Raw genomic sequence first — 21,275 nt, forward strand, 5'->3', positions numbered from 1 at the left:
TGGAAATTGAGTTACTTCACGATGAAGTCTGCTGGCTTGAGGCCTTTTTTGTATTTTTTGAAGGAGTATGGGCTCGGTGCGTATTCTCCTTTGATGGATACGTCCGCTTTCGCAGGAACTTCCATCTCGAGACCCCAATAGACGCCATTGACGACGAGGCGGCGGAGGTTTTCTTCGCTCAGGTCGGTGGCTGCGCCCATAGTGGTGGTGAGGATACGATTGTTCTTTTCTCCAGAATTGTCAAATTCACGCACCCAAGCGATAGGGATCATTGGGGCATTTTTAGCGCCTTCGACAGCTGGAGATTCCGGGTCGAGAGTCTGAGTGACTTCGCCGCGGAGAAGGATGGTGGATGGAGCGAGTGGTGCTGCGCCGTAGACATCAGTCGTGCCAAAAATTGGGCCTACACCGTTGAGCACTGGGTGCTTCGCGTTTGCAGTTTCAATCTTGGAGCGTGTGCCTTCTTTTTTGTGTTTGCCGTGGTGGCTGACCCAGGTTTCACCGAGTACTTGGCGGCCGAAGCCACCTTCCCAGCCTGTGTCAGCTTTTGCATCAAAAGAGTACTTAGCCCACTTGTTGGATTTGTCTTTAAAGTTAAAGGCGTGAGTGGATGTGCGGAGTGCAACCATTGGGACTCCACGGTTGAGAGCATTTTCAAAGCGCTGCATTGCTTCGTCACCCCAGTGGCGGAAGCGGATACACATGACGATCGCGTCTGCGTCATCAAGTGCAGCAGAGTTGCTGAGGCTTGTACCAGCTTCAGGATTTACTGTCCCATCTTCATTCAATGAAAAGAGCACAGTGGCTTTGAAGCCGTTGTTTGCTAGAATCTGAGCCATCATCGGCATGGACTCTTCTGAGCGGTATTCTTCATCGCCAGAGAGAAGGACAACGTGTTTGCCGTTAGCTGAACCTTGTGGTTCAAAAACGAGATGATCCTCAGCGGCGTAGAGTGTGACTGCCGTGAGCGAGAGAGTTAGGGCTTGAATGATCGGTGCTTTCATTGAGTCGTGGTGATTTGTACTACAGGTTTTTCGGTTTTTATCAAAAAAAGAATAAAAAAACAGAATTACCCGTAATATTGGGGTGTATGGGTGGTTTTTTTGAGGCAAAAAATCCCCTGACGGCGAACCGCCAGAGGATTGGTATGAGAATGAATTAAGCTTCGTTCTTCTTAGTTTCGAAGAGGTCGAGGCCTTCTTGTGGTGTGAGACCGTCGTGAACAACGCCTGCAACAGCAGCCATCATAGCAGCTGGAGCTTCGGATTGGAATACGTTGCGGCCCATGTCAACACCAGCTGCACCGCACTGGATAGCGTTGTAGCAAAGCTCGAGAGCTTCGAGTTCAGGGAGTTTCTTGCCACCTGCGATAACAACTGGTACTGGAGTACAAGCTACTACTTTTTCGAAACCTTCTGTGTAGTAAGTCTTAACGATGGATGCACCGTTTTCAGCACATACACGGGAAGCCATAGCGAAGTAACGTGCGTCACGCGCCATTTTCTTACCAACAGCAGTAACACCCATGACTGGGATACCATACTTGGAGCCGATGTCTACAAGGCGTGAGAAGTTAGCGATTGTTTTGTGCTCAGTTTCATCTTCACCGACGGAGAGCATAGCAGCCATAGCAGAAACGTTCATGCGGATAGCTTCTTCCTCAGCGATAAGAACGTTGTGGTTCATTTCGGTGAGGATAGTTGTGCCTGTGTCAGTACGAAGACATACTGGCTTGGAGCAATCAGTTGGGATGGATGAACGGATCATGCCACGTGTACCCATGATACAATCTGCGTGCTCTACGATTGGTGCGATGTTGAGGTCAACACGCTCAAGACCAGAAGTAGGTCCCATGAGGAAACCGTGGTCAAATGCGAGCATTACGGAGTTGCCGGACTTCTTGTTGAAGATGCGGGACATGCGGTTTTTAAGGCCCCAATCGGAGTTGTTGATGCCTTTGAGGTAGAAGCCTTCGGTGGAGGCTGGTGTGTCGAGACCGAAGCTTGCGCCTTCTCTGATATCGTCTGTATCTGCCATAGTGTTAGTTTTGGTTATTTATTAGTTAGAGTGAATAGTAGCTCGCAGCTGAGGCCACGAGCTAGTTTTCTGTTAGCGGCTCGCGGGAGCCGAAATTGGTTTAGTCATTGATGTAATCCGCCATTGTTTGGAGGATGATGGTGACGGAGATTGCGCCAGCATCTGGGAGACCGAGGGTCTTTTCACCGAGCGTCTTAGCGCGGCCCATAGTAGCGATCATGTCTTTTGATGCTTCTTTTCCAGCTTCGGCAGCTTCAGCAACAGCCTTGATGGATTCGGAAAGTGGCTTGTCGATGTTGGCTTTAGCAGCTTCTACAGCTGGGTGAAGGGCATCGATCATAGTCTTGTCGCCAGGCTTAGCACCACCGCGGCTCATGACGTCCTTGAGAGCTTGCTCAAGAAGGTGAGCGAGCTCGTGTGAGCCGAAGAACTCTGCGCCGTGCATGGTTTTGCCACCTGCGAGGTAGAGTGAACCAAAGACTACACCAGAAGCTCCGCCCATAGTGGAGAGGAGTGCTGTGCCTGCAGTTTGATAGAGCTCGCGAAGGTTGTCGAATTTAGTGCCGTCGACAGCTGCTTTGAGAGCTGTGAAACCGCGCTGCATACCGAGGCCGTGGTCGCCGTCACCGAGGTCACGGTCAGCTTGGGAAAGAATTGGTTCAGCAGCGATGATCTTGTCTGCGACATTGAGAGCCATTTGCTGAGCTTGCTCAACGCTTAGGCCTTCAGTGGACTTGGAAAGGTTGAGAGCTTTCTGCGCGATTGCTTTTGCTTTTTTTGCTACGCCTGTGTTGCCATTTCCTGTTTTAGTGACTGTCGCTGTACCACCTTTGATTGGGCCTTCCATCTTGGAGTAGCAGAAGGATTCACAAGGCATGGACCAGAGCTGCTTGAGCTCTTCGTCAACGCGAGTGACAGAGAAGGAGATGCCTGCCATTTCTTGGCAAGTCACGTAAGGTCCCATAACCACGTCGAAGATCTCGATGCCTTTTTCTTCGAGGTACTCAGCAGCTTTGCGCATGCATACGAGGCATTCCATCATGGTGGTAGCACCGAGTGAGTTGATGAAGAGAACGATTTCATCGCCAGATTTGAGCGCTTCTACGTCAGCATCTTTTTCAAAGTCTTCGAGGATGAGGTCGAGCATCTGAACTGTGAGTTCGTCAGCTGGTGGGAGTGGGATTTCGCCTACGCCTGCTTCACCATGGATGCCCATGCCGAGGCCGACCATTCCTGGTTCGAGCTCAAATGTTGGCTTGCCAGTAGCAGGGATGGAGCCGGGAGCCATAGCTGCCCCGATGGAGCGAGTCTGGAGGCATGCTTTTTCAGTTACTGCAGCGAGGTCTTCGAGTGATTCAGCTGTCTGAGATGCTGCGCCTGCGAGTTTTACGATTGGTACGAGACCTGCGATACCGCGGCGGTCTTTCTTGCGCTCAGGTGGAGCGGAAGCGATGTCGTCCGCGATGAGCACTGTTTTGACTTCAGCGCCTTCAGCTTCGGCCATTTCAGCACCGACGTTGAAGTTCATAACATCGCCAGCGTAGTTGCCGTAGAGGTAGAGAACGCCATTGCCGCGATCAATTGCGGAAGTTGCTTCTTGAACGATGTTTGGAGCTGGAGCTGCGAAGATGTCGCCGCATGCTGCGCCGTCAGCCATGTTGGTACCTACCATTGCGTGGTAGATTGGCTCGTGGCCTGCGCCACCACCAACGAGAAGGGAAACCTTGCCGTCAGGGATGTCGTTCTTAACGATGGAGCGAGTGCCGACTTTGTAGCACTGGCCGTTGTATGCTTCGACGAGACCTTCGAGAAGTTCGTCTGCCGCCTTGAGTGGGTCGTTGAGCAGTTTTGGTGCGAAATTTGACATGATGGTAAATGGATGTGGGATTAGATGATGCGGTCGTTTCCGCCGTCGACTGGAATTTGAGCACCAGTGGTCTTGCCGAAGAGTGGAGAAGCCATAGCTGATACCATTTGGCCGATGTTAGCGGACTTGATTTCAGTTTTCAGAAGGTTACGTGTCTTGTATTGTTCTACTGTGAGGCCGTAACGCTCAGCGGAACGCTGAAGGTTTTCTGGAGTCCAGAGTTTGGTATCGAATACTGCATCCGGGTGGATGATGTTACAACGTACGCCTTCAGGAGCGAGCTCGAGAGCTGCTACGCGGCAGAGCTGATTGAGGCCAGCTTTTGCACAGGAGTAGGATGCTGCGCCTGCGCCTGGGGCATTGACGTTACGTGAACCAACGAGAACGATGGCTCCATCAAGGCCGAGCTTGATGAATGGGATTGTTTCGCGGAGGAGCTTCTGGTGAGAAGTGAGGTTGACTGCGAAGGACTTGTCCCAGTTAGACTGTTCGAGATTCTCGAGGTAAGCGCCTGCGGTGAAGATACCTGCGTTAGAAACGAGGATGTCGAGTCCGCCGTAGTTAGAAACGATGGTTTCTACAACGTCCTTGATAGCGGCATCGTCAGTGAGGTTTGCAACGATGCCGAGTCCACCGATTTTTTCCATTGCTTCGACGATCTCAGGGTTGAGGTCAGCGCCGATGATTGTTGCGCCTTGGAGTGCAAGTTGTTCAGCACATGCGAAACCAATACCAGCAGCAGCACCTGTTACGAGAGCGATTTTGCCTTGGTGAACGGGCTTGTTGGAGCCGCCTTTTTTCAGCTTAGCTTGTTCGAGTTCCCAGTATTCGATCTCGAAGAGGTCTTTTGCTGGGAGAGCTTTCCAAGCGCCGAATGCGTGCTCGGTTTTAAGAATAGTGTCAACGGAGTGCTCTGCGATGTCCGCGATGATGTTCGCTTCCTTGAGAGTTGCACCGAAAGATACAACGCCGTGGTTTGCCCATGCGCCCCAACGTGGTGCTGTGTCGAGAATGGTTTCTTCTGTAGCGTGCTTGTCGAAGTAAGCAGTGTAGTCTTTCGCGTATTTGGCTACTGCTTTAGTAGCGTCGCCGCCGTCAGCGAGGTAGAGCGGAAGGCGCTTAGTACGGATCGTGTGATCTGGAGTGACTGGGCCTTTTTTACAGATGTTTGCAAGTTTCTCACTGGCTGCGAATGCGCTAGCTGCTTTTGAAGTAGAAAGGCGAGCGATGCATGCTGTGCCGCGTTGTTTGGAAACTGCTTGGCGAAGTGCAGCGAGACCGAGTAGGTCAGTTTTTACTTTTGCCTTCTTGATTGGGTTGGGCTTGAGCTGAGTTGCGATGTATTTCTCTGCCTGTGTGACCTTTTTGATCATCAAGTCGTAGGACTTCTTAGCGTCGTCATCGAAAGTGAAGATGCCGTGGTTCATGAGGATGAGACCATCGACTTTGGAAAGGTCTTTGCCTTCAATCGCTTTTTGCACTGCTTTAGCGAGCACGAAACCTGGCATTACGTATGGGACTACGATCATGGAATCGCCGAAGCATTCCTTGATGTGCTTCTTACCAGCTGGGTTGTTGGTGAGAGCGAGGATGGCGTCCGCGTGAGTGTGGTCTACGAATTTTGCAGGAATGACTGCGTGAACGATCGCTTCGATAGAAGGATTTGGCGCAGCTGGGTCGAGGAGGCCGAGGCGTTGTTGTTCGACCATGTCGGCGTCAGAAAGCGTGTCGAGCTCAGCGAGCTTGAGGAGAGTGTCCATGCGAACTGCTGGGAAACCAGGCTTTTCGATGGTTGCAAGATCCCAACCTGAACCTTTGACGCAAAGAACGTCTACGAAGTTGCCAAAGAAGTCTTTGACTGTGGTCTTCACAGAGGTGTTACCGCCGCCATGAAGGACGAGGTCTGGTTCCTGGCCGAGAAGGCGAGATGTGTAGACGCGTAGAGCTAGGTCGTCTTTTTTCGGAGCGTCTTTTACGTTGTAAAGATTCTTCATTTGAAGTGTGTGCTAATTAAGTTGTTGGGAAAATGTGGAGGGGAATTTATCAGTTCCAGAGTGAGCCACCTGGGAGGCATAAAGCGCTCCACTCTAATAAGCAAGAGGGAGCGCTGAAAAAATGGTTGCTAAAGCTTAGCCAAGAAGGGGAAAGAGATTTTCTTTACACCATTCACCGTTTTGAAGGGTGACTTCGTCTGGGTGCTTGATTGCGTGTTCGCACTCGTCTTCACAAACGATCCATCCTTTGTAGTTACGCTGGAGAAGGAATTCTGTGATTTGGTGGAAGTCGATTTTGCCGGTTCCCATTTGAGCCCATGGCTCTGGGCCGTTTCCTGAGAAATCTTTGTAGTGCATGTGGTTGATGAGGTGCTGCCATTTAGTCATGGTAGCGATCACATCCATGCCGCCGCGGATGATGTGTCCGACGTCTGGAGTCCAGCCAGTAGCTTCTGGGTCGAGTGAGGAGAGTACGATGTCGTAGTCTTCCTGTGTGCGGCAGAGTGACTGTGGTGGTGAGTTCGGGTGGAAAGAGCATTTGATACCTTTCTCTGCAGCGCGGCGAGAGACTGCGTTGACGTTGTTGACGAGGTTGAGGCGTCGTTGTTGAAGGTTTTCGCTGCGGCCACTAGGAAGTGGAACTGTACCAAGAGGTACGCCAGGGAAGTGCTCAGCGAGAGTTTCGATAGCCCAATCTGCGCATGCACGCTCGGAGTCTGTTTCCTTTTCTTGATCCCAGTTACAGATGATTGGAAGTGCGATGAGCTCGATGCCGGCTTCGTCGAGGTCAGCCTTCATTTTTGCTGGGTCTTTCCAATCGCCCAACCAGTAGTTGTCGTATGGCTCGAGGACCATTGGCTCGATGCCGGTGAGTCCTGCTTTTTTGATGACTTTGGACATGTGGGCGAGCTTGTTGTCATTGCCGTCGCCATAGCCGTCCATGAACCATGTGTAAACTTGTGATCCGAATTTAATATCGCTCATAATTTGTTGATTTTTATAGTTTTGAGTTAAGTGGGAAGGGGCTGGGGCCCCTTTTGCGTTAGTTGGCGAGGAGCCATTCAGTGGTTTTCGCGTTGAAGGTCTCTACGTTTTCGAAGTGGAATGCGTGACCTGCATTGTCGTAGAAGTAGGTGTCGCAGTTAGGAATTGCGTTAGCTACTTCGTTAGCCATCCAGAGAGGAGTAAAGATGTCGTCTATGCCGCCTGTGACGTAACAAGGAACTTGGATTTTTGGAAGGTCCTCGAGGGTGTTGTGAGACGTACAAGCTGCTGCTTGGCCTTGGAGACCGTGAAGCGGCTGTGGTGTTGGGTCTGTGTCGGCGGCGTCTTGGCCTTCTGCGAGTGAGGCGAAGCAATCTGCATTATCCCAGAATGGTTTAGCGAAGATAAGCGTCTGGATGTAGTGCATGAATTCACCTGGAGTGAAACGCGCCTTACATGTTTGCATGTGCTGAAAGATGCCGTTTGCGTAGTTGTCGGTGCGTGCCCATGTGCACATGAGAACTGCAGATTTCACTTTCTTAGGGTGACGGAGCATGAGCTGCTGGGCGATGATAGAGCCCATTGAGCAACCAACAACGCGTGCGGATTCGATACCGAGCTCGTCCATGAGTGCTGCGTAATCGTCGGCCATCATTTCTGATGTGTATGCGCCTGCTGGCTTGTCAGTGAGACCGACGCCGCGGTTGTCGGGCATGATGCAGCGGAAGTGTTTTGACCATTCTTCTGCGTGTGCTTCCCAGACTGCGCCTGGGGCGGTAATGCCCATGATGCAGATGAGTGGCTCGCCTGAGCCGGACTCTTGGTAGTGCATCTGGATGCCGTTTGCTGTGACTGTTGGCATAATTTTTTCTAAGTTAGATTGTGATAGATAGAAAGATAGCGGTCCGATGAACCGCTATTGTCTGATTAGCCTACTGCATTGCGCACTTTGATGGATGCTTCGAGGATGGCGTCCCAAGTTTTAGGTGACTCAAGTACGTCATTGTCGAACATGCAGCCGTCCCAGCAGATGTGCTTGATGCCTCGCTGGTCGTAGTCTTTGAGCCACATTTCAGCACAACGTGTGATGTCGAGCTTGCCTTTAGGGTCGTCAGCTTGACAGTGACGGCCAGTTTTGTCGTGGTCGCCAGTGCCGTGGACGGAACCGTCGTTTTGTGCGACGTGGAAATCGATTGTCCATGGACGAAGGGCGTCAGTCATGGTCTTGTATGCTTCCCAGAACTGCTCTTCGCTGTATCCTTCTTGTAGGAGAGCTGCTTCAGGAGCATTGTAGCCGAGAAGGTAGAGGTAGGTGTGGGCGAGGTCAGCTTGGAAGCCAACGGTGGATGGCATACCTGTTTCCTCGAGAGTGTTGAGCATGTGTTTCCATGAGTGCATGCCACCCCAGCAGATCTCACCTTCAGCTGCAAGGCGCTCGCCGTGCTCAGCTGCTACAGCGCCTGCGCGCTGGAATGTTTCTGCGAGAAGTTTGGTGTTTGCAGCTTCGTCTTTAGCGAAGTCTTCAGGGCCGCCTGCGGAGTCGATGCGGATCACGCCGTATTCACGAGCGCCGTGTTGTTTGAGGATTTCACCGATTTTTGCTGAGATCGCTACAGCGTGGACGAAGTTGTCGCGGTCATCTTGGGAGCCGAATGCGCAACCACCGACTGTACCTGGCCAAACTGGAGCCACGAGGGAGCCGATCTTGAATCCGCTGTCAGCGATTTTGTCAGCCATGCGACGGATATCGTCTTCGGAGGCTTCAGGATCTGTGTGTGGGTGGAAGAGGAAGAGGTCAACGCCATCGAACTTTTCGCCGTTGATGTCAGCGTTTTTAGTAAGCTCGAGCATGCAGTCTAGGGAGATCGGTGGGTGATCAGTGCCTTCTTCTTTGCCGACGAGGCCTGGCCACATCGCGTTGTGAATTTTAAGTGCCATGATAAGTATGTATTGAGTTTTGGTTTATTGATGAAAAGGATTCACCTGCCGTAGCGTGTGAAGGTTATGTTCCTTTTTTTGGTTTGTGTCTTGTATTGCTAGGGGAGAGTTTTGTATAAAATCGGCAAAGAGTCTACTTTCCTGGGTTGGCCCTGTGACGTTTTCTGTATTGCAGAGGGGTTTCGTTGATGATGCGTGAGAATTCTCTGCTGAAGTGGCTTTGGTCGACGTAGCCACATGATGCTGAGATCTCAGCGAGTGGAGAGTCGGTGTGGCTCAGCTTGTAGCAAGCGTCGTGTACGCGCAGGTGGCGAATGTACTGACGCGGGGTCATTTCTAACTGTTTTTTGAATTTTCTTTCAAATGCGCTGACTGAGAGGTTCGCTATTTTGGCCAATTCTGGGATTTTTAAGCTTTCGGCGAAGCGCTCGTGCATAGCTCTGAGTGGGGCGCCGAGCTCCGAGTGGATGTCGATGGCGGAGGTGCCGGTAGAAAATGGGCGGGTGGTGCCAGCGATGCCAACGACTTCGCCTTTTCTGTTGAAAAGAGGTATTTTTGTGGTTGTGGACCAGTCGACGAAGCCTTTTCCGCGGGGGACGAGTTCGACCTTGTTGTACATGGGTTGTTTGGTCTCGACGATTTGTCGGTCATCTTTTGCGTAGATTTCGGCTTGAGAAGGTGGGCAGAAATCGTGATCGCTTTTTCCGAGGACGGCTTCTGGGCACGGAGCACCGAGCTTATCTGCTAGGCGTTGGTTGACGGAGACGAACTTGAAGTTGATGTCCTTTACGAAGAAGAGGAAGCCGGGAAGATGGTCGAAGAGTCCCTCACCATGATCGAGTAGTTGGTGTTTCTCGAAAAAGGATGCGTCTTTCATAGGGTGATGGACTGGTGGTATCAGCTTGGAAGGTGATGTTAGATGCGACAGGGGACTAAGAGAAATAGTGGGTTATCTATAGTTCTCCTGTGCGGAAGTGCAAGCTAGAAAGGCGCGAAAATAGTTAGCGTTTCTTAGGTATGCGTTTGCCTGTGACACGGGCATTGATGAGGTCTGGGCAGGTGCCAGAGGTGCGGAGTTTTTCGCAATTGGCTTCAATGCGGATAGATTGGCTTTTTGGGCGGAAGCCCATGCGTCTGGTGAGGCAATCATTGAGTAGCTCCAAATGGGAGTCTTCGAATTCTAGCACCTTTCCACAATCCACGCAGATGAGATGGTTATGTGCGGGTTTGTCGTGAAAGTTTGGGTCGTATGTTTTGAGGTCTTCGCCGAGGTCGATTTCGTGGAGGAGGTTGGCTTCGACTAACAGGCTCAGAGTTCGATAGACGGTGGCTCTAGAAGCTTTAGAATTGGATTTACGAATGCGCTCCCAGAGTTCGTCGGCAGTAAAGTGTTCATCAGACTCGAAGATAACGTCAATGATAGCGTTACGTTGAGGTGTGTTGCGGAGGCCTTTGGTTTTGAGAAAGGCGCTGACCTTTTTGTGTATTTCTTCGATCATCTGTGATGGCTGAGGTTAGTTTTTACAGATTAAAGATCTGTTGGCAATATTGGGGATTGGCATTTTTGGATTTTTTTAATCAATTGACGTCATGAATGTTAGTTTACAGCTGTTGGCTGCGCCGTTAATTTTGTTGAGTGCCTGTGCATCGAACGCCCCTGAGTTGGATGTGAGCGTCTATCAATTAAAGCAAACTGAGATTTATGATAGGGATTCGCCTGTGGCTCGGTCTGAGCAACAAAAGCGTCTGCGGGGTGCGGTGAGTGCTGAAGAAAGAGCGGGGAGGTTAGGTGGCTATTATACTGTGGAGTGGAGTAAGGGAGAGATGCATGATTCTACGGGTCCAGTGGAGATTGTTTTTTTGTACAGGCAGGCGGGGACTGCCTCAAAGGTGCACAAAAAAGTTAGAGGATTTCCAGCATCTAAGCGCAAAGGGGTGACTGAGTTCTCGGTAATTGGTGAGGAATATCAGCAGGATGGTCGAGTGCTGAACTGGCGCTCTGAGCTGTATGTCGGGGGGGAGTTAATAGCACATGATCAGTCCTATTTATGGCAATGATGTGTCATGCTGAACATTGGATTAGCAGGTGGAGGCTTTCGTTTGAAATTAAGTCGGCTATGAGTTGACTGGTGAAGTCAGAAGCGTATTATCGGGGTATTGGCTGACGGGTAGATCAGCAATTCCGACTGTGAATAAATCGAATATCATTCTAGCGAGCAAGAGAGAGGGGCTCGGGTGGATCCGTTGTGAGGGTAAGGGGTCATTTGCAAATAGCCCGCGACTGAAGGATTGGTCCGATAGACAACTTCGATCAGGTTTGACTCATTTGGTGGTTGATCTTGAGGCGTGCACGGGGATGGACTCGACTTTCATGGGGACGATGGCGGGTATCGCTATGCGCATTGCTAGAGTTGAAGGAGGGTTGATGGAGGTGGCCTCTGCGAATGAGAAAAATAGTAGATCGCTTGATGATCTTGGCTTAAGTGCCTTAATGTTGATCAACCCACCTAAGCCATCTTGGGAAGGTGAAGAGGAGGAGATTCGTTCTTCACTGGTGGAGCTGGGAGCTGCTGGTGCGACAGATAATACGCAACATGTTTTTGATGCTCATCAGACATTAGTTGATGCCGATGATTCGAACACTGAGAAGTTTTCAACTGTACTGGATTGTTTGGAGGCGGAGCTGCGAGCTCGAAACTCTGAGCAGCATGAATAGTATACTGATTCACTGCAAATGAGCACGGTACTAACGGGGGCGTCCTATGTGGATGAAATTGAAAATGCTCTAGCTTTAAGCCTGTGCTTTTCGACTTTTTTGCTTTTCCTGCTGTTACTTAAATGGCGCAAAACTAAAGCGTTGTTAGAGGTTACTGAGGGAATGAAAAAGACACTAGAGGGAGAAGGGAACCGCTTGTTCGATTTTCTTCATATGCTGGGGATCGCATTGGAAGAAGATCATTCGGCATCGACTCTCCATAGGGAGATCGTGGATGGAGTGAAAGAAGTGGTGTCGTCTAAAGGCGGTGCGCTTTATTTGTTGAGCGGGTCTGGGCGTTATTTGTTGCCAAAGCATATCTCTAAAAAATGCCCTCTTTTAATTGGTTTGCCAATGGAGGTTTTTGAGAAAACTGGTGGAGATATGGATGTGCTTAAGAGTCACGTTCAGCTCAGTAAGGTTCCTGCGGGTGAAGGGATGTTAGGCTCAGTGCTGTCAGCAGGGGTTCCTCAGAAAGTGGATGACGTGAAATATCATGAAGCTTTTAATGATGCATTTCTGCATTATGAAGGCGATGTGACGGCAATGTTAGCTCCGCTAACTTATGGAGGACGCGATCTAGGAGTGCTGGCGGTAGCGAGACCTATAAAAGAAGGGCTGTTTACAACGAGTGAGTTTACTTTATTTCGCTCAGCGAGTGAGCAAGCAGCTTTCGCTTTAGGTAATGCTACGATCCATCAAGAGGCTGGAGAGAAGCGCAAGATCGAAGGTGAACTTCGGACTGCCCAACAAGTCCAACAGGTGTTGTTGCCTAAGGGGAAGCCTGAAGTGTTAGGTTATGAGATCGAAGGTTTGAATAGGCCAGCGCGAATGATAAGTGGTGATTATTATGATTACATTGATCTAGGCGAAGGAAGGTGGGGGATAGCGATTGCTGATGTATCGGGTAAAGGTGTGGCGGCAGGTTTGCTGATGGCAATGTGCCGGAGCGTGTTGAGGGCTGAGTTAAGACGAGGTACCGATCCTTTATCAGCGGTGAGTCAGGTAAATAAGCTGATGTTTAATGACATCAAGGAAGATTCATTCGTGAGCTTGGCTCTCTATATTATTAATGAAGAAAATGGACATGTTCAGCTAGTGCGAGCGGGGCATGACAAGGCTCCAATCTATCGGAAGTCGACAGATAGTATCGAGTGGGTTAAGCCTCCTGGGTTGGCGATAGGATTGGATGATGGAGTTGTGTTTGACCGTATCACGCGGCTGCATGAATTTGATTTAGAAGAGGGTGATACCTTATTGCTCTATACCGATGGAGTGACAGAAGCTAACAACTTGGCGGAGGATGAGTTCGGGGCAGAGCGGATGGTGGAGATTTTGAAGGAATCTTCGAGTGAAGGTGTGGAAAGCGTGTTAAAGAATTTGATGAAATCGATTAATAGCTTTGTTTCTGGAGCTCTTCAATCGGATGATATCACGCTGATAGCAGTTCAAAAAAAGTAAATTGCTAGATAGCCCAATGCTTGAATTGTGCATAGCCTTTTGCCATGCGCATTGAGATTCTCAACACAGGTACAGAGCTGCTGTTAGGCACGACTCTGAATAGTCACGGAGCATGGCTGGGGAAAGAGTTACTCAATCTCGGGTTGAGAGTGGCGAAGCAAACTACTGTTCCAGATGGTATGCCAGTGGTTGAGGCTATGAAAGAAAGTGTGGAGCGTGCCGATGTGTTGATTGTGACTGGAGGGTTAGGGCCGACGAGTGATGATTTAACTCGTGAGGCTACTGCTGAGGCGATGGGGGTCGAGTTGATCGAGGATGAGCACGCCTTGCGCTGTGTGGTGGAGTTTTTTGAACGTTTAGGGAAGCCAATGGCTGATTCTAACAAGAAGCAGGCCTTGATTCCGTGCGGAGCAGAAGTGCTTCCGAATCCAAATGGCACAGCACCTGGCGTGTATGTGCCGCCTAGACTTGGGAAGAGTTCTCCTTGTGCCGTATTTTTACTGCCTGGGCCACCGAATGAATTGTATCCGATGTATCGCGCTGAGGTTCCTCATAGGCTTCGGGCTTTGGCAGAGATCGCTGATGATCACAGAATGTTAGAGTTGCGATTTACTGGTGTGGGTGAGAGTTCGTTTCATGAACGGCTGGATGCCAATTTGCATAGTATGGCTGGTCTGGAAGTTGGTTATTGTGCTCGTCCATCAGAAGTAGATTTACGTTTGATTGGCTCATCGGCAGTCGTCGCTCAGGCTCGCGATTTCGCTCTGAGTGAATATCCTGAGCATTTGATCAGCGAAAATGGCAGTAGTATCGAAGAAGTCGTAGTGCAGTTGTTGGCTGATCAAGGGAAGAAACTGAGCACTGCGGAGAGTTGTACTGGCGGGAGAATTTCCAGCCGAATTACAGATGTTTCGGGAGCTTCGGCGGTGTTTACACATGGATTTGTGACCTATTCTAACGAGGCGAAGCAGGAGTTGTTAGGAGTCGGTGCTGAGATATTAGAAGAGTTCGGAGCTGTGAGTGAGGAGGTGGCGACGGCTATGGCAGAAGGTGCATTGCGAGCAAGCAAAGCAGACATTGCTGTTGCTGTGACAGGGATTGCTGGTCCCACTGGAGGGAGTGCAGAAAAACCTGTTGGTACCGTCTGGCTAGGTTTTGCGGCTAAAGGAGATAACGCTTATGCTATTGAGCAATTTTGGCCTCGCGACCGCGAATCGTTCAAAGCCTGTGTAAGCCAGAAGGCGCTAGATATGGTACGGCGTTATTTACTCTTTGGCGCTTAGCGGTGGTAGGGCTCACCGCGTTGCATGGTGGCGATACGGTAGAGCTGCTCCAACAGGACGACGAGGGCGAGTTCGTGCTGGAGGGTAAGCGGGCTAAGTGCCCAGACGAGGTCTGCTTGGTCGCGGAGTTCTTGGGTGTGCCCATCTGATGCGCCAATGAGATAGGTGGCGCGTTTTTCACCACGCATTTCCCATTGGTTGATTTTTTTGAAGAGCTGTTCAGTAGTGAGTTGCTCTCCTCGTTCATCCATGACTATGCGGATGCTGTTAGTACTGCCGTCATGTAGTCGTTTTGAGACGTCTTCGCTCGATCCATCTTTGACATGTTTGAGTTCGTAGGAACCGTAGCGGGTGAGGCGCTTTTGGTATTCAGCAACGCCGTCTTTGGCGTATTTCAGGGCAGGTTTGCCAGCAACGAGGATGGAATGTTTCACTGGCTTAAGTAGCGAATAAGTAGCAACGTGGAGCAAGGAGAAAATGAGGCTGCACTTGAAATCCGGGTTGTATCGGAGAGTTGTTTATAGATTCCAATATTTTTTGTAATGGATAGAAGTATGGAATTAGTGAAGATTTAGTGCATCTCACTTGAGAAATATTTTAAACTAAGTAGTCTAACATTATGCAAACTATCAGTCCTTTCTTTATGCAAACCCTCGCTCTTGGTGGTGTGGCGATCACGCTTATTATTCTTGTAGCGCTTGTCGCTGTCGCCGTTTTTTGGGTGATTGGGATGTATAACGGTTTAGTGAAATTGCGAAACCGTTATAAGAATGCTTTTTCGCAGATTGATGTGCAGCTTAAGCGCCGTCACGATCTAATTCCGAACCTTGTGGAGACGGCGAAAAAGTATATGGCGCACGAGCGCGAGACCTTGGAAGCAGTGATTCAAGCGCGCAATACAGCTGAATCTGCACGTAAGGATGTGAATCCTAATGATGCGCAAAATATGAAGAGTCTGATGGCTTCCGAAGGCGCACTCGGAGGTGCGCTAGGAAATCTTTTTGCGCTCTCTGAATCGTACCCAGATCTCAAATCGAATCAAAATATGATGCAGTTGAGCGAAGAGCTAACTTCGACAGAAAACAAAGTGAGCTTCTCGCGTCAGGCCTATAATGATGCGGTGACAACTTATAACACGAAGCGCGAAACTTTCCCAACGAACATCATTGCAGGAATGTTTAACTTTGGTGAAGCGATTCTTTTCGAAGTCTCTGACGCGAGCGAGCGTGAGGCGGTGAAAGTAGAATTTTAAGATCTGCGTTTGTAGGTGCAGTTAGTTATTTCTAATTCTCGTTCATGAATTTCTACGAAGCGCAGGATGACGCACGGCGTCGGACCAAGTTGTTAGTATTTTACTTCATCGTGGCTCTGATTGGTGTGGTGCTGGCAATTTATGCGATCCTTGGATTGTATTTTATGAGTCAGACCGTGAGCTATGTGGATAGTTCAGGAGCTCGGATCGTAGAGCAAGGAGAGTTCTGGGATCTAGAGCGCTTTGCAACGATTGCGATTCTAACGACTGGAGTCATCCTCGCGGGAAATTTATTCAAATCCTTTCAACTCAGTGCAGGTGGTGAGGTGGTGGCGCGTGACATGGGAGGGCGCCAAGTCGATCCGCACACGACTGATACTGACGAGCGGAAGTTGATGAACGTAGTGGAGGAAATGGCGATAGCTTCTGGCGTGCCGGTTCCTCAAGTATGGGTGATGGATCACGAGGCAGGTATCAATGCCTTTGCCGCTGGGACTGAACCTGGAAATGCTGTCATCGGTGTGACGCGTGGATGTATCCAGCGTTTAACTAGATCAGAACTGCAGGGGGTGATCGCTCATGAGTTTAGTCATATTCTCAATGGTGATATGAAGCTGAACATGCGGCTGATTGGCTGGTTGTTTGGCATTATGATGCTTTCGATTATTGGACGTGAGTTGTTGTTCCACATGCAATTTGTGAGCATGCGTCGGAGCCGAGAGAATAACAATGGAGCGTTAATTGGCTTAGTGGCGGCGATCGCATTGTTAGTAGTGGGAGCGATAGGCGTCTTTTTCGCGCGGATGATTCAGGCTGCGATTTCGCGTCAGCGTGAGTATTTGGCAGATGCTTCAGCAGTTCAGTTTACGCGTGACCCTGCGGGTATTGCAGGTGCGTTGAAAAAAATTGGTGGCCAAGAATATGGGTCTGAAGTGAAAGCTGGTAAGGCTGGCGAAGCGAGTCATATGTTTTTTGCTGATGGTGGGATGTTTTCCTATGGTTTTGCGACCCACCCACCGCTGGACGTAAGAATCAAAGCGATTGAAGGAGACTGGAATGGTGAGTTTGAAGGTTCTGTAATTCCGGAAGTGGCTTCGTCTCGCAGGGAAATGCAGCCAGACGCACGGATGAGTGGTTTCGCTGGAGGTGGTGCTCTACCGCAACAGTCTAATGTTGGGAGAGAGCAGTGGAGCCAGTTAGGCAATTCTGAGCTTAATAATGTGGCCGTTGGCGCTGCAGTGTTAGATAGCCTCGATAGATCCTGGGTCGATGCGTGTCACGATCGCGAGCAAGCGCAGGCGCTCATTTTCGGTTTATTGTTAGCTTCTGATCGAAAACTTCGTGGCAAGGAATTAAAGTATCTGCAAAAGCAAATGGGTGAGGCTGCTGTCGAATTAGCTACGCAGTGGTATGGGGAATTGGCGAATGAGCATTCGTCGCAGAAGATTGCTTTGATTGACCTTTCTATTCCGGCATTGCGTCGGTTGTCGCAGCCAGAATATGAGCGCTTTATTAAGGCGAGTCAGTGGTTGATAGCTAGCGATGGTCAGGTGGATATTTTCGAATTCATGTTACAGAAAGTTTTGGAAAGCCATCTCTCTGCCTATTTTGAAGGAAGTCGCGATGCGCGGATTCGCTATCACAAGTTAGGCCAGTTGAATGCTGAGTTGAATGTGTTGATTTCGACGATGGCTGGAGTTGGTGCTGCTGATGGAGAGGATTTGGAAGCAGCATATGTGAGCGCGGCGGAAGATTTAGCGCAACATGGTGTACGCTTAGCTGGTATTTTGCCTCCGGACCAATGTGGGCTACATCTGATAGAGGATGTGTTAGAGAAACTGGCTGAGTCGACTCCACCGATGAAGCGCGATGTCTTGCACGCTTGTGGGCTTGCTGTGATGGCTGATGGAGTTTTGGCGAGCCGTGAGGCTGAGTTGTTACGCGCGGCAGCCGATGCGATGGGCGCGACGATTCCTCCCTTTGTGCAACAAAGTTAGATTTCCGTTCGCGTTTAGAACGCTTATATCCAAGTAGAATGAATCGCCAACCCACAGCCTTCGAACAACGCGTTTACGATGCAATTGTGCAAATTCCCAAAGGGAAGGTGACTACTTATAAAGCTTTGGCTGAAAAGTTAAACTGCGGGTCTTCCCAAGCGGTGGGCCAGGCCTTAAAACGCAATCCGAATGCGCCGGAAGTTCCTTGTCACAGGGTGATAAACAGTCAGTTGAAGATTGCAGGTTATATGGGGAAGACTGAAGGGGATGCGGTCACGCGAAAGTTAGATTTGCTGGCGGCGGAAGGGGTGGAGTTCGATGCTCAGGGCAAGTTGAGTAATCCAGCGTGTCTATTAGTTTAATTCGCACTGACTAAATTGCTCTCGCATGTCGGTCGCGAGAGGTTTAAATGAAGGCATGATTTCAGAAATTTTTCATGCAGAGGACTGGAAGGAAGTCGAAGACTATGACTTTGAGGATATTACCTTTCACGAAGCTGAGGTAGGCGGTACGGTGCGGATTGCATTTAATCGTCCTGAATGTCGTAATGCATTTCGCCCACAGACTGTCGATGAACTCTATCAGGCGCTCGAGCATGCTCGCACGGATGAATCTGTCGGTGTGGTTATTTTGACTGGTAATGGCCCGAGTCCGAAGGATGGTGGTTGGGCATTTTGCTCAGGTGGTGACCAACGGGTTCGAGGTAAGGATGGTTATAAATATGCAGGAACGGAAGACGCGACTGGTGCAGGGCTCGGACGCCTGCATATTTTAGAGGTCCAGCGTTTGATTCGCTTCATGCCGAAGGTGGTGATGGCTGTGGTGCCGGGTTACGCGGTTGGTGGTGGACATTCTCTCCATGTGATCTGTGATCTAACATTAGCATCGGAAGAGCACGCTGTGTTCCAACAGAAAGATGCGGATGTGGCGAGTTTCGACGCGGGCTATGGATCGGCGTATTTGGCGAAGCAAGTAGGGCAAAAACGTGCACGTGAAATCTTCTTTCTCGGGCTGCGCTACACCGCCCAGGATGCATATGAGATGGGGATGGTAAACAAGGTTGTGCCGCATGCTGAGCTTGAGAAGAAGGCGCTCGAGTGGGCGTGTATCATCAATGATAAATCGCCAACGGCGCAGAAGATGCTCAAGTACGCGTTCAACATGACTGATGATGGAATGGTCGGGCAGCAGGTTTTTGCTGGAGAGGCGACACGGCTAGCATACGGAACTGATGAGGCTGCGGAAGGTCGTGAAGCATTCGTAGAAAAGCGCAAAGCAGATTTTTCCAAGTTCTCGCGCCAGTACTAGGTGTAGACTATTGATTTTAAATATGATGGCTCATGCTGGGTCTGGCAGGTTTAGTCTGTCGGACATTACTTTTATAGTGGGTGTGCATGGTGGCCTGATCCGTTGGTGCTTTGATGTGAAGAGGGGGACGCTAGAGTTGCTTTCGGTAGATCATGGTAATGGCCAACGCTTCTTTTCCGTTGTGGATTCTTCTCTGGTTGACGGTGTAGTTGCGTGACTGTTGCATCTGCAGGTGGTATGGTAGGGAACTAGCCGGTGTCGGTTTCTTCAGCTAAAGCTGAATGAGAGAGTTATGTGAAACCTCTGCCACTTAGTGGATTTGGCTCGATGCTTGGCGCTGAATTTGCTTGTTATTAGGTGTTATGAAGGTGGCATTTTATTCAGTGAAGGAGTATGATAGGGAGTTGTTTGGGGAGTATTCTGCGGAGTACGAATTTTTATTTTTAAAAAACCATTTGCGGCAAGAGACGGCGGGCTTGGCGGAGGGCTACGATGCGGTTTGCGTGTTTGTGAATGATGAATTGACACGTCCCGTGTTAGAGCAGCTTAGTGAGTGTGGGGTGAAGCTGGTGGCGCTGCGTTGTGCGGGATTTAACAATGTGGATATCGTTGCAGCGAAAGAGCTAGGAATAGCGGTGACGCGGGTGCCGGCTTATTCGCCGAATGCGGTGGCTGAGCACGCGGTGGCGATGTTGCTGACATTGAATCGCAAGACACATCGTGCATATAATAGAGTGCGTGAGGGGAATTTTGAGCTCAACGGCTTGTTGGGTTTTGATTTAGTTGGGAAAACTGTGGGGGTGTACGGAACGGGGAAGATTGGCTTGTTGTTCGCGAAAATTATGAAGGGCTTCGGTTGTGAGGTGATTGTTTACGATCCTTTCCCGAGTGATGAGGCCAAGCAGTATCGCTTGGTTGATCAAGAATCTTTGTTCTCGGAGTCGGACATAGTGAGCCTTCATTGTCCACTGATGAAAGAAACCTATCACTTGTACGACGAGGAAACTTTCGCGAAATCGAAGAAAGGATTCACGCTTATTAATACGGGACGTGGTGGATTGGTGGATGCGCGTGCGGCAATTGAGGCGCTGAAGTCGGGTCAGCTCGGTTATCTAGCGATGGATGTTTATGAAGAGGAGAAGGATTATTTTTTTGATGATCAGTCATCGGGTATCATTCAAGATGATGTATTGATGCGTTTGATGACTTTTCACAATGTACTCATCACTGGGCATCAAGGATTTTTTACACGCGAGGCTTTGGGTGGAATTGTCGAGACCACGGTGGAGAATTTACGGGCGTTCGAGGCGGGTAAGGAGCTTGTTAATGCTGTGTTGCCTGTCGATGTTTGATGTTAGGTTTTATATTCGATTGAAATAGAATGTTTTGTATTGTTTATTTTGTCGGTAATCGGGTGACGGTAAAGTTGTTCTCCTAGGCGTTGTCTAAGTTTTCCTAACTAATTAAAATGCTGAACACGCTGTGCAGGATGCGTTATGTGAGACAGAGAATGAGTGGATTAGGAGAAAAATTATTTTATGGCAGTTTTTCGGGTTGCCAGATGAGGTTTCGTATTGATACTCGCCCCGCCAAAATAGTTCTCAAAAAAGCCTTGTGAAAAATTTCACAAGCACATACAAGCACCGACACGTCATGGCTAATATTTTTCCTCGCTGGACCAACTTACTACCGCTCAAAATAGCGATCTGTGTAGGATCACTCGCTATTGGTATCGTCGCCGCATTCACATATTACGCTACGCCTAAGACTCAGCGCGTGGGGTATATGCCTGATCAGCCGATTCCATACGATCATGAGCTTCACGTGAAGCAGCTCGGTCTTGATTGCCGCTTCTGTCACTCCTTTGCTGAAGAGTCTGGTCACGCGAATGTGCCGACAGCTGATCGTTGTTGGACATGTCACCAGCATGTGAAGACTGATTCCGAAAAGCTTACGCCGCTACGTGCTGCGATTGATGAGTCTTATGAGGGTTATACTGGTCAGCCAGTGAAGTGGGTGCGCGTTCACAAATCGCCTGATTATGTTTTCTTTGATCACTCTGCTCACCTTAACCGCGGTATTTCTTGTGTGAGCTGTCACGGTAATGTGGATGAGATGCGTACAGTTTATCAAGAGAAGGATCACAGTATGGGTTTCTGTCTCGACTGTCACCGTAGTCCTGAGAAGCATCTTCGACCGCTAGAGGAGGTGTTTAACCTTCAGTATACAGCGAAAAATTATGTAGAAGCTCATCCTGAGTTCCAGAAGGCGGTGTTTGGCGAAGAATACGACGCTACAGCCTCTGAAGAAGAAGTTCAAAAAGAAGTGGGTACTTTCCTTAAGAACCACTGGGACGTTCAGCCGAAAGAAAGCTGCGCAACTTGTCACCGTTAATTTCC

Annotated in this window: 20 protein-coding genes; 10 read left to right on the forward strand and 10 right to left on the reverse strand. The window is 49.6% G+C overall.

Going from position 1 to position 21,275, the window contains the following annotated elements:
* Window positions 1-11 precede the first annotated feature (11 nt).
* The 9 genes from ACFPK9_RS11355 to ACFPK9_RS11395 form a co-directional block, all read right to left on the reverse strand.
* The gene (locus ACFPK9_RS11355) at window positions 12-1,004 is read right to left on the reverse strand and encodes a ThuA domain-containing protein (protein ID WP_377095008.1); all 993 of its coding nucleotides are present in this window, start codon (window positions 1,002-1,004) and stop codon (window positions 12-14) included.
* Between the two features lie 154 nt (window positions 1,005-1,158).
* On the reverse strand, window positions 1,159-2,037 hold the full coding sequence (gene lsrF, locus ACFPK9_RS11360) for a 3-hydroxy-5-phosphonooxypentane-2,4-dione thiolase (protein ID WP_377095009.1): 879 nt from the start codon (window positions 2,035-2,037) through the stop codon (window positions 1,159-1,161).
* A gap of 100 nt (window positions 2,038-2,137) precedes the next feature.
* On the reverse strand, window positions 2,138-3,904 hold the full coding sequence (gene dhaL / locus ACFPK9_RS11365) for a dihydroxyacetone kinase subunit DhaL (RefSeq protein ID WP_377095011.1): 1,767 nt from the start codon (window positions 3,902-3,904) through the stop codon (window positions 2,138-2,140).
* Window positions 3,905-3,924: 20 nt separating this feature from the next.
* Window positions 3,925-5,898 (reverse strand): bifunctional aldolase/short-chain dehydrogenase, encoded by a 1,974-nt coding sequence (locus tag ACFPK9_RS11370; RefSeq protein ID WP_377095012.1) that lies wholly within the window; start codon window positions 5,896-5,898, stop codon window positions 3,925-3,927.
* Window positions 5,899-6,033: 135 nt separating this feature from the next.
* Window positions 6,034-6,882 (reverse strand): sugar phosphate isomerase/epimerase family protein, encoded by an 849-nt coding sequence (locus ACFPK9_RS11375; protein ID WP_377095013.1) that lies wholly within the window; start codon window positions 6,880-6,882, stop codon window positions 6,034-6,036.
* Between the two features lie 58 nt (window positions 6,883-6,940).
* Window positions 6,941-7,744, reverse strand: coding sequence for an alpha/beta fold hydrolase (locus ACFPK9_RS11380; RefSeq protein ID WP_377095014.1), 804 nt, complete (start codon window positions 7,742-7,744; stop codon window positions 6,941-6,943).
* Between the two features lie 65 nt (window positions 7,745-7,809).
* On the reverse strand, window positions 7,810-8,820 hold the full coding sequence (locus ACFPK9_RS11385; protein ID WP_377095015.1) for a sugar phosphate isomerase/epimerase family protein: 1,011 nt from the start codon (window positions 8,818-8,820) through the stop codon (window positions 7,810-7,812).
* Between the two features lie 133 nt (window positions 8,821-8,953).
* Entirely contained in the window at window positions 8,954-9,697 is a 744-nt protein-coding gene (locus tag ACFPK9_RS11390) for an AraC family transcriptional regulator (RefSeq protein ID WP_377095016.1), read from the reverse strand.
* Between the two features lie 124 nt (window positions 9,698-9,821).
* Window positions 9,822-10,319 carry a Fur family transcriptional regulator gene (locus ACFPK9_RS11395; RefSeq protein ID WP_377095017.1) on the reverse strand — a complete coding sequence of 166 codons (498 nt, stop codon included), beginning with the start codon at window positions 10,317-10,319 and terminating at the stop codon, window positions 9,822-9,824.
* A gap of 91 nt (window positions 10,320-10,410) precedes the next feature.
* On the opposite strand from ACFPK9_RS11395, the gene ACFPK9_RS11400 reads away from it, so the two are divergent.
* The 4 genes from ACFPK9_RS11400 (at window position 10,411) to ACFPK9_RS11415 (ending at window position 14,319) form a co-directional block, all read left to right on the forward strand.
* Window positions 10,411-10,878, forward strand: coding sequence for a hypothetical protein (locus ACFPK9_RS11400; RefSeq protein WP_377095018.1), 468 nt, complete (start codon window positions 10,411-10,413; stop codon window positions 10,876-10,878).
* Window positions 10,879-11,008: 130 nt separating this feature from the next.
* Complete coding sequence (locus ACFPK9_RS11405; protein ID WP_377095019.1) at window positions 11,009-11,536, forward strand: STAS domain-containing protein; 528 nt, start codon at window positions 11,009-11,011, stop codon at window positions 11,534-11,536.
* A gap of 18 nt (window positions 11,537-11,554) precedes the next feature.
* Window positions 11,555-13,036: a SpoIIE family protein phosphatase gene (locus tag ACFPK9_RS11410; protein ID WP_377095020.1), complete on the forward strand. Its 1,482-nt coding sequence runs from the start codon at window positions 11,555-11,557 to the stop codon at window positions 13,034-13,036.
* A 44-nt stretch (window positions 13,037-13,080) separates the two neighbouring features.
* Window positions 13,081-14,319, forward strand: a complete 1,239-nt coding sequence (locus tag ACFPK9_RS11415; protein ID WP_377095021.1) for a competence/damage-inducible protein A — start codon at window positions 13,081-13,083, stop codon at window positions 14,317-14,319.
* Here ACFPK9_RS11415 and ACFPK9_RS11420 read toward each other — a convergent pair.
* Window positions 14,316-14,753, reverse strand: coding sequence for a 23S rRNA (pseudouridine(1915)-N(3))-methyltransferase RlmH (locus ACFPK9_RS11420; protein ID WP_377095022.1), 438 nt, complete (start codon window positions 14,751-14,753; stop codon window positions 14,316-14,318). The two genes, ACFPK9_RS11415 and ACFPK9_RS11420, sit on opposite strands and share 4 nt — an antisense overlap.
* Before the next feature lie 185 nt (window positions 14,754-14,938).
* On the opposite strand from ACFPK9_RS11420, the gene ACFPK9_RS11425 reads away from it, so the two are divergent.
* From ACFPK9_RS11425 to ACFPK9_RS11450, 6 genes are all read left to right on the forward strand, one after another.
* Window positions 14,939-15,571 carry a LemA family protein gene (locus ACFPK9_RS11425; RefSeq protein ID WP_377095023.1) on the forward strand — a complete coding sequence of 211 codons (633 nt, stop codon included), beginning with the start codon at window positions 14,939-14,941 and terminating at the stop codon, window positions 15,569-15,571.
* Between the two features lie 44 nt (window positions 15,572-15,615).
* A complete protein-coding gene (locus ACFPK9_RS11430; RefSeq protein WP_377095025.1) occupies window positions 15,616-17,568 on the forward strand; it encodes a M48 family metallopeptidase in 1,953 nt (650 codons plus the stop codon).
* 38 nt (window positions 17,569-17,606) lie between these two features.
* Window positions 17,607-17,930 (forward strand): MGMT family protein, encoded by a 324-nt coding sequence (locus tag ACFPK9_RS11435; RefSeq protein ID WP_377095027.1) that lies wholly within the window; start codon window positions 17,607-17,609, stop codon window positions 17,928-17,930.
* 55 nt (window positions 17,931-17,985) lie between these two features.
* Window positions 17,986-18,876: a 1,4-dihydroxy-2-naphthoyl-CoA synthase gene (locus ACFPK9_RS11440; protein WP_377095028.1), complete on the forward strand. Its 891-nt coding sequence runs from the start codon at window positions 17,986-17,988 to the stop codon at window positions 18,874-18,876.
* A 362-nt stretch (window positions 18,877-19,238) separates the two neighbouring features.
* On the forward strand, window positions 19,239-20,228 hold the full coding sequence (locus ACFPK9_RS11445) for a 2-hydroxyacid dehydrogenase (protein ID WP_377095029.1): 990 nt from the start codon (window positions 19,239-19,241) through the stop codon (window positions 20,226-20,228).
* A 301-nt stretch (window positions 20,229-20,529) separates the two neighbouring features.
* Window positions 20,530-21,270 (forward strand): cytochrome c3 family protein, encoded by a 741-nt coding sequence (locus ACFPK9_RS11450; protein ID WP_377095030.1) that lies wholly within the window; start codon window positions 20,530-20,532, stop codon window positions 21,268-21,270.
* Window positions 21,271-21,275: the final 5 nt, after the last annotated feature.

Origin of the sequence: Rubritalea spongiae (genome assembly GCF_042652385.1) — a bacterium.
GTDB lineage: Bacteria > Verrucomicrobiota > Verrucomicrobiia > Verrucomicrobiales > Akkermansiaceae > Rubritalea > Rubritalea spongiae.

Excerpts from the sequence above, each read along its gene's own strand:
- ACFPK9_RS11390 (WP_377095016.1), bottom strand. The coding sequence starts at position 9,697 with ATGAAAGACGCATCCTTTTTCGAGAAACACCAACTACTCGATCATGGT.
- ACFPK9_RS11355 (WP_377095008.1), bottom strand. The coding sequence starts at position 1,004 with ATGAAAGCACCGATCATTCAAGCCCTAACTCTCTCGCTCACGGCAGTC.
- ACFPK9_RS11375 (WP_377095013.1), bottom strand. The coding sequence starts at position 6,882 with ATGAGCGATATTAAATTCGGATCACAAGTTTACACATGGTTCATGGAC.
- ACFPK9_RS11380 (WP_377095014.1), bottom strand. The coding sequence starts at position 7,744 with ATGCCAACAGTCACAGCAAACGGCATCCAGATGCACTACCAAGAGTCC.
- ACFPK9_RS11385 (WP_377095015.1), bottom strand. The coding sequence starts at position 8,820 with ATGGCACTTAAAATTCACAACGCGATGTGGCCAGGCCTCGTCGGCAAA.
- ACFPK9_RS11445 (WP_377095029.1), top strand. The coding sequence starts at position 19,239 with ATGAAGGTGGCATTTTATTCAGTGAAGGAGTATGATAGGGAGTTGTTT.
- ACFPK9_RS11450 (WP_377095030.1), top strand. The coding sequence starts at position 20,530 with ATGGCTAATATTTTTCCTCGCTGGACCAACTTACTACCGCTCAAAATA.
- ACFPK9_RS11400 (WP_377095018.1), top strand. The coding sequence starts at position 10,411 with ATGAATGTTAGTTTACAGCTGTTGGCTGCGCCGTTAATTTTGTTGAGT.
- ACFPK9_RS11395 (WP_377095017.1), bottom strand. The coding sequence starts at position 10,319 with ATGATCGAAGAAATACACAAAAAGGTCAGCGCCTTTCTCAAAACCAAA.
- dhaL (WP_377095011.1), bottom strand. The coding sequence starts at position 3,904 with ATGTCAAATTTCGCACCAAAACTGCTCAACGACCCACTCAAGGCGGCA.
- lsrF (WP_377095009.1), bottom strand. The coding sequence starts at position 2,037 with ATGGCAGATACAGACGATATCAGAGAAGGCGCAAGCTTCGGTCTCGAC.
- ACFPK9_RS11425 (WP_377095023.1), top strand. The coding sequence starts at position 14,939 with ATGCAAACTATCAGTCCTTTCTTTATGCAAACCCTCGCTCTTGGTGGT.
- ACFPK9_RS11410 (WP_377095020.1), top strand. The coding sequence starts at position 11,555 with ATGAGCACGGTACTAACGGGGGCGTCCTATGTGGATGAAATTGAAAAT.
- ACFPK9_RS11440 (WP_377095028.1), top strand. The coding sequence starts at position 17,986 with ATGATTTCAGAAATTTTTCATGCAGAGGACTGGAAGGAAGTCGAAGAC.
- ACFPK9_RS11435 (WP_377095027.1), top strand. The coding sequence starts at position 17,607 with ATGAATCGCCAACCCACAGCCTTCGAACAACGCGTTTACGATGCAATT.
- ACFPK9_RS11370 (WP_377095012.1), bottom strand. The coding sequence starts at position 5,898 with ATGAAGAATCTTTACAACGTAAAAGACGCTCCGAAAAAAGACGACCTA.
- ACFPK9_RS11415 (WP_377095021.1), top strand. The coding sequence starts at position 13,081 with ATGCGCATTGAGATTCTCAACACAGGTACAGAGCTGCTGTTAGGCACG.
- ACFPK9_RS11430 (WP_377095025.1), top strand. The coding sequence starts at position 15,616 with ATGAATTTCTACGAAGCGCAGGATGACGCACGGCGTCGGACCAAGTTG.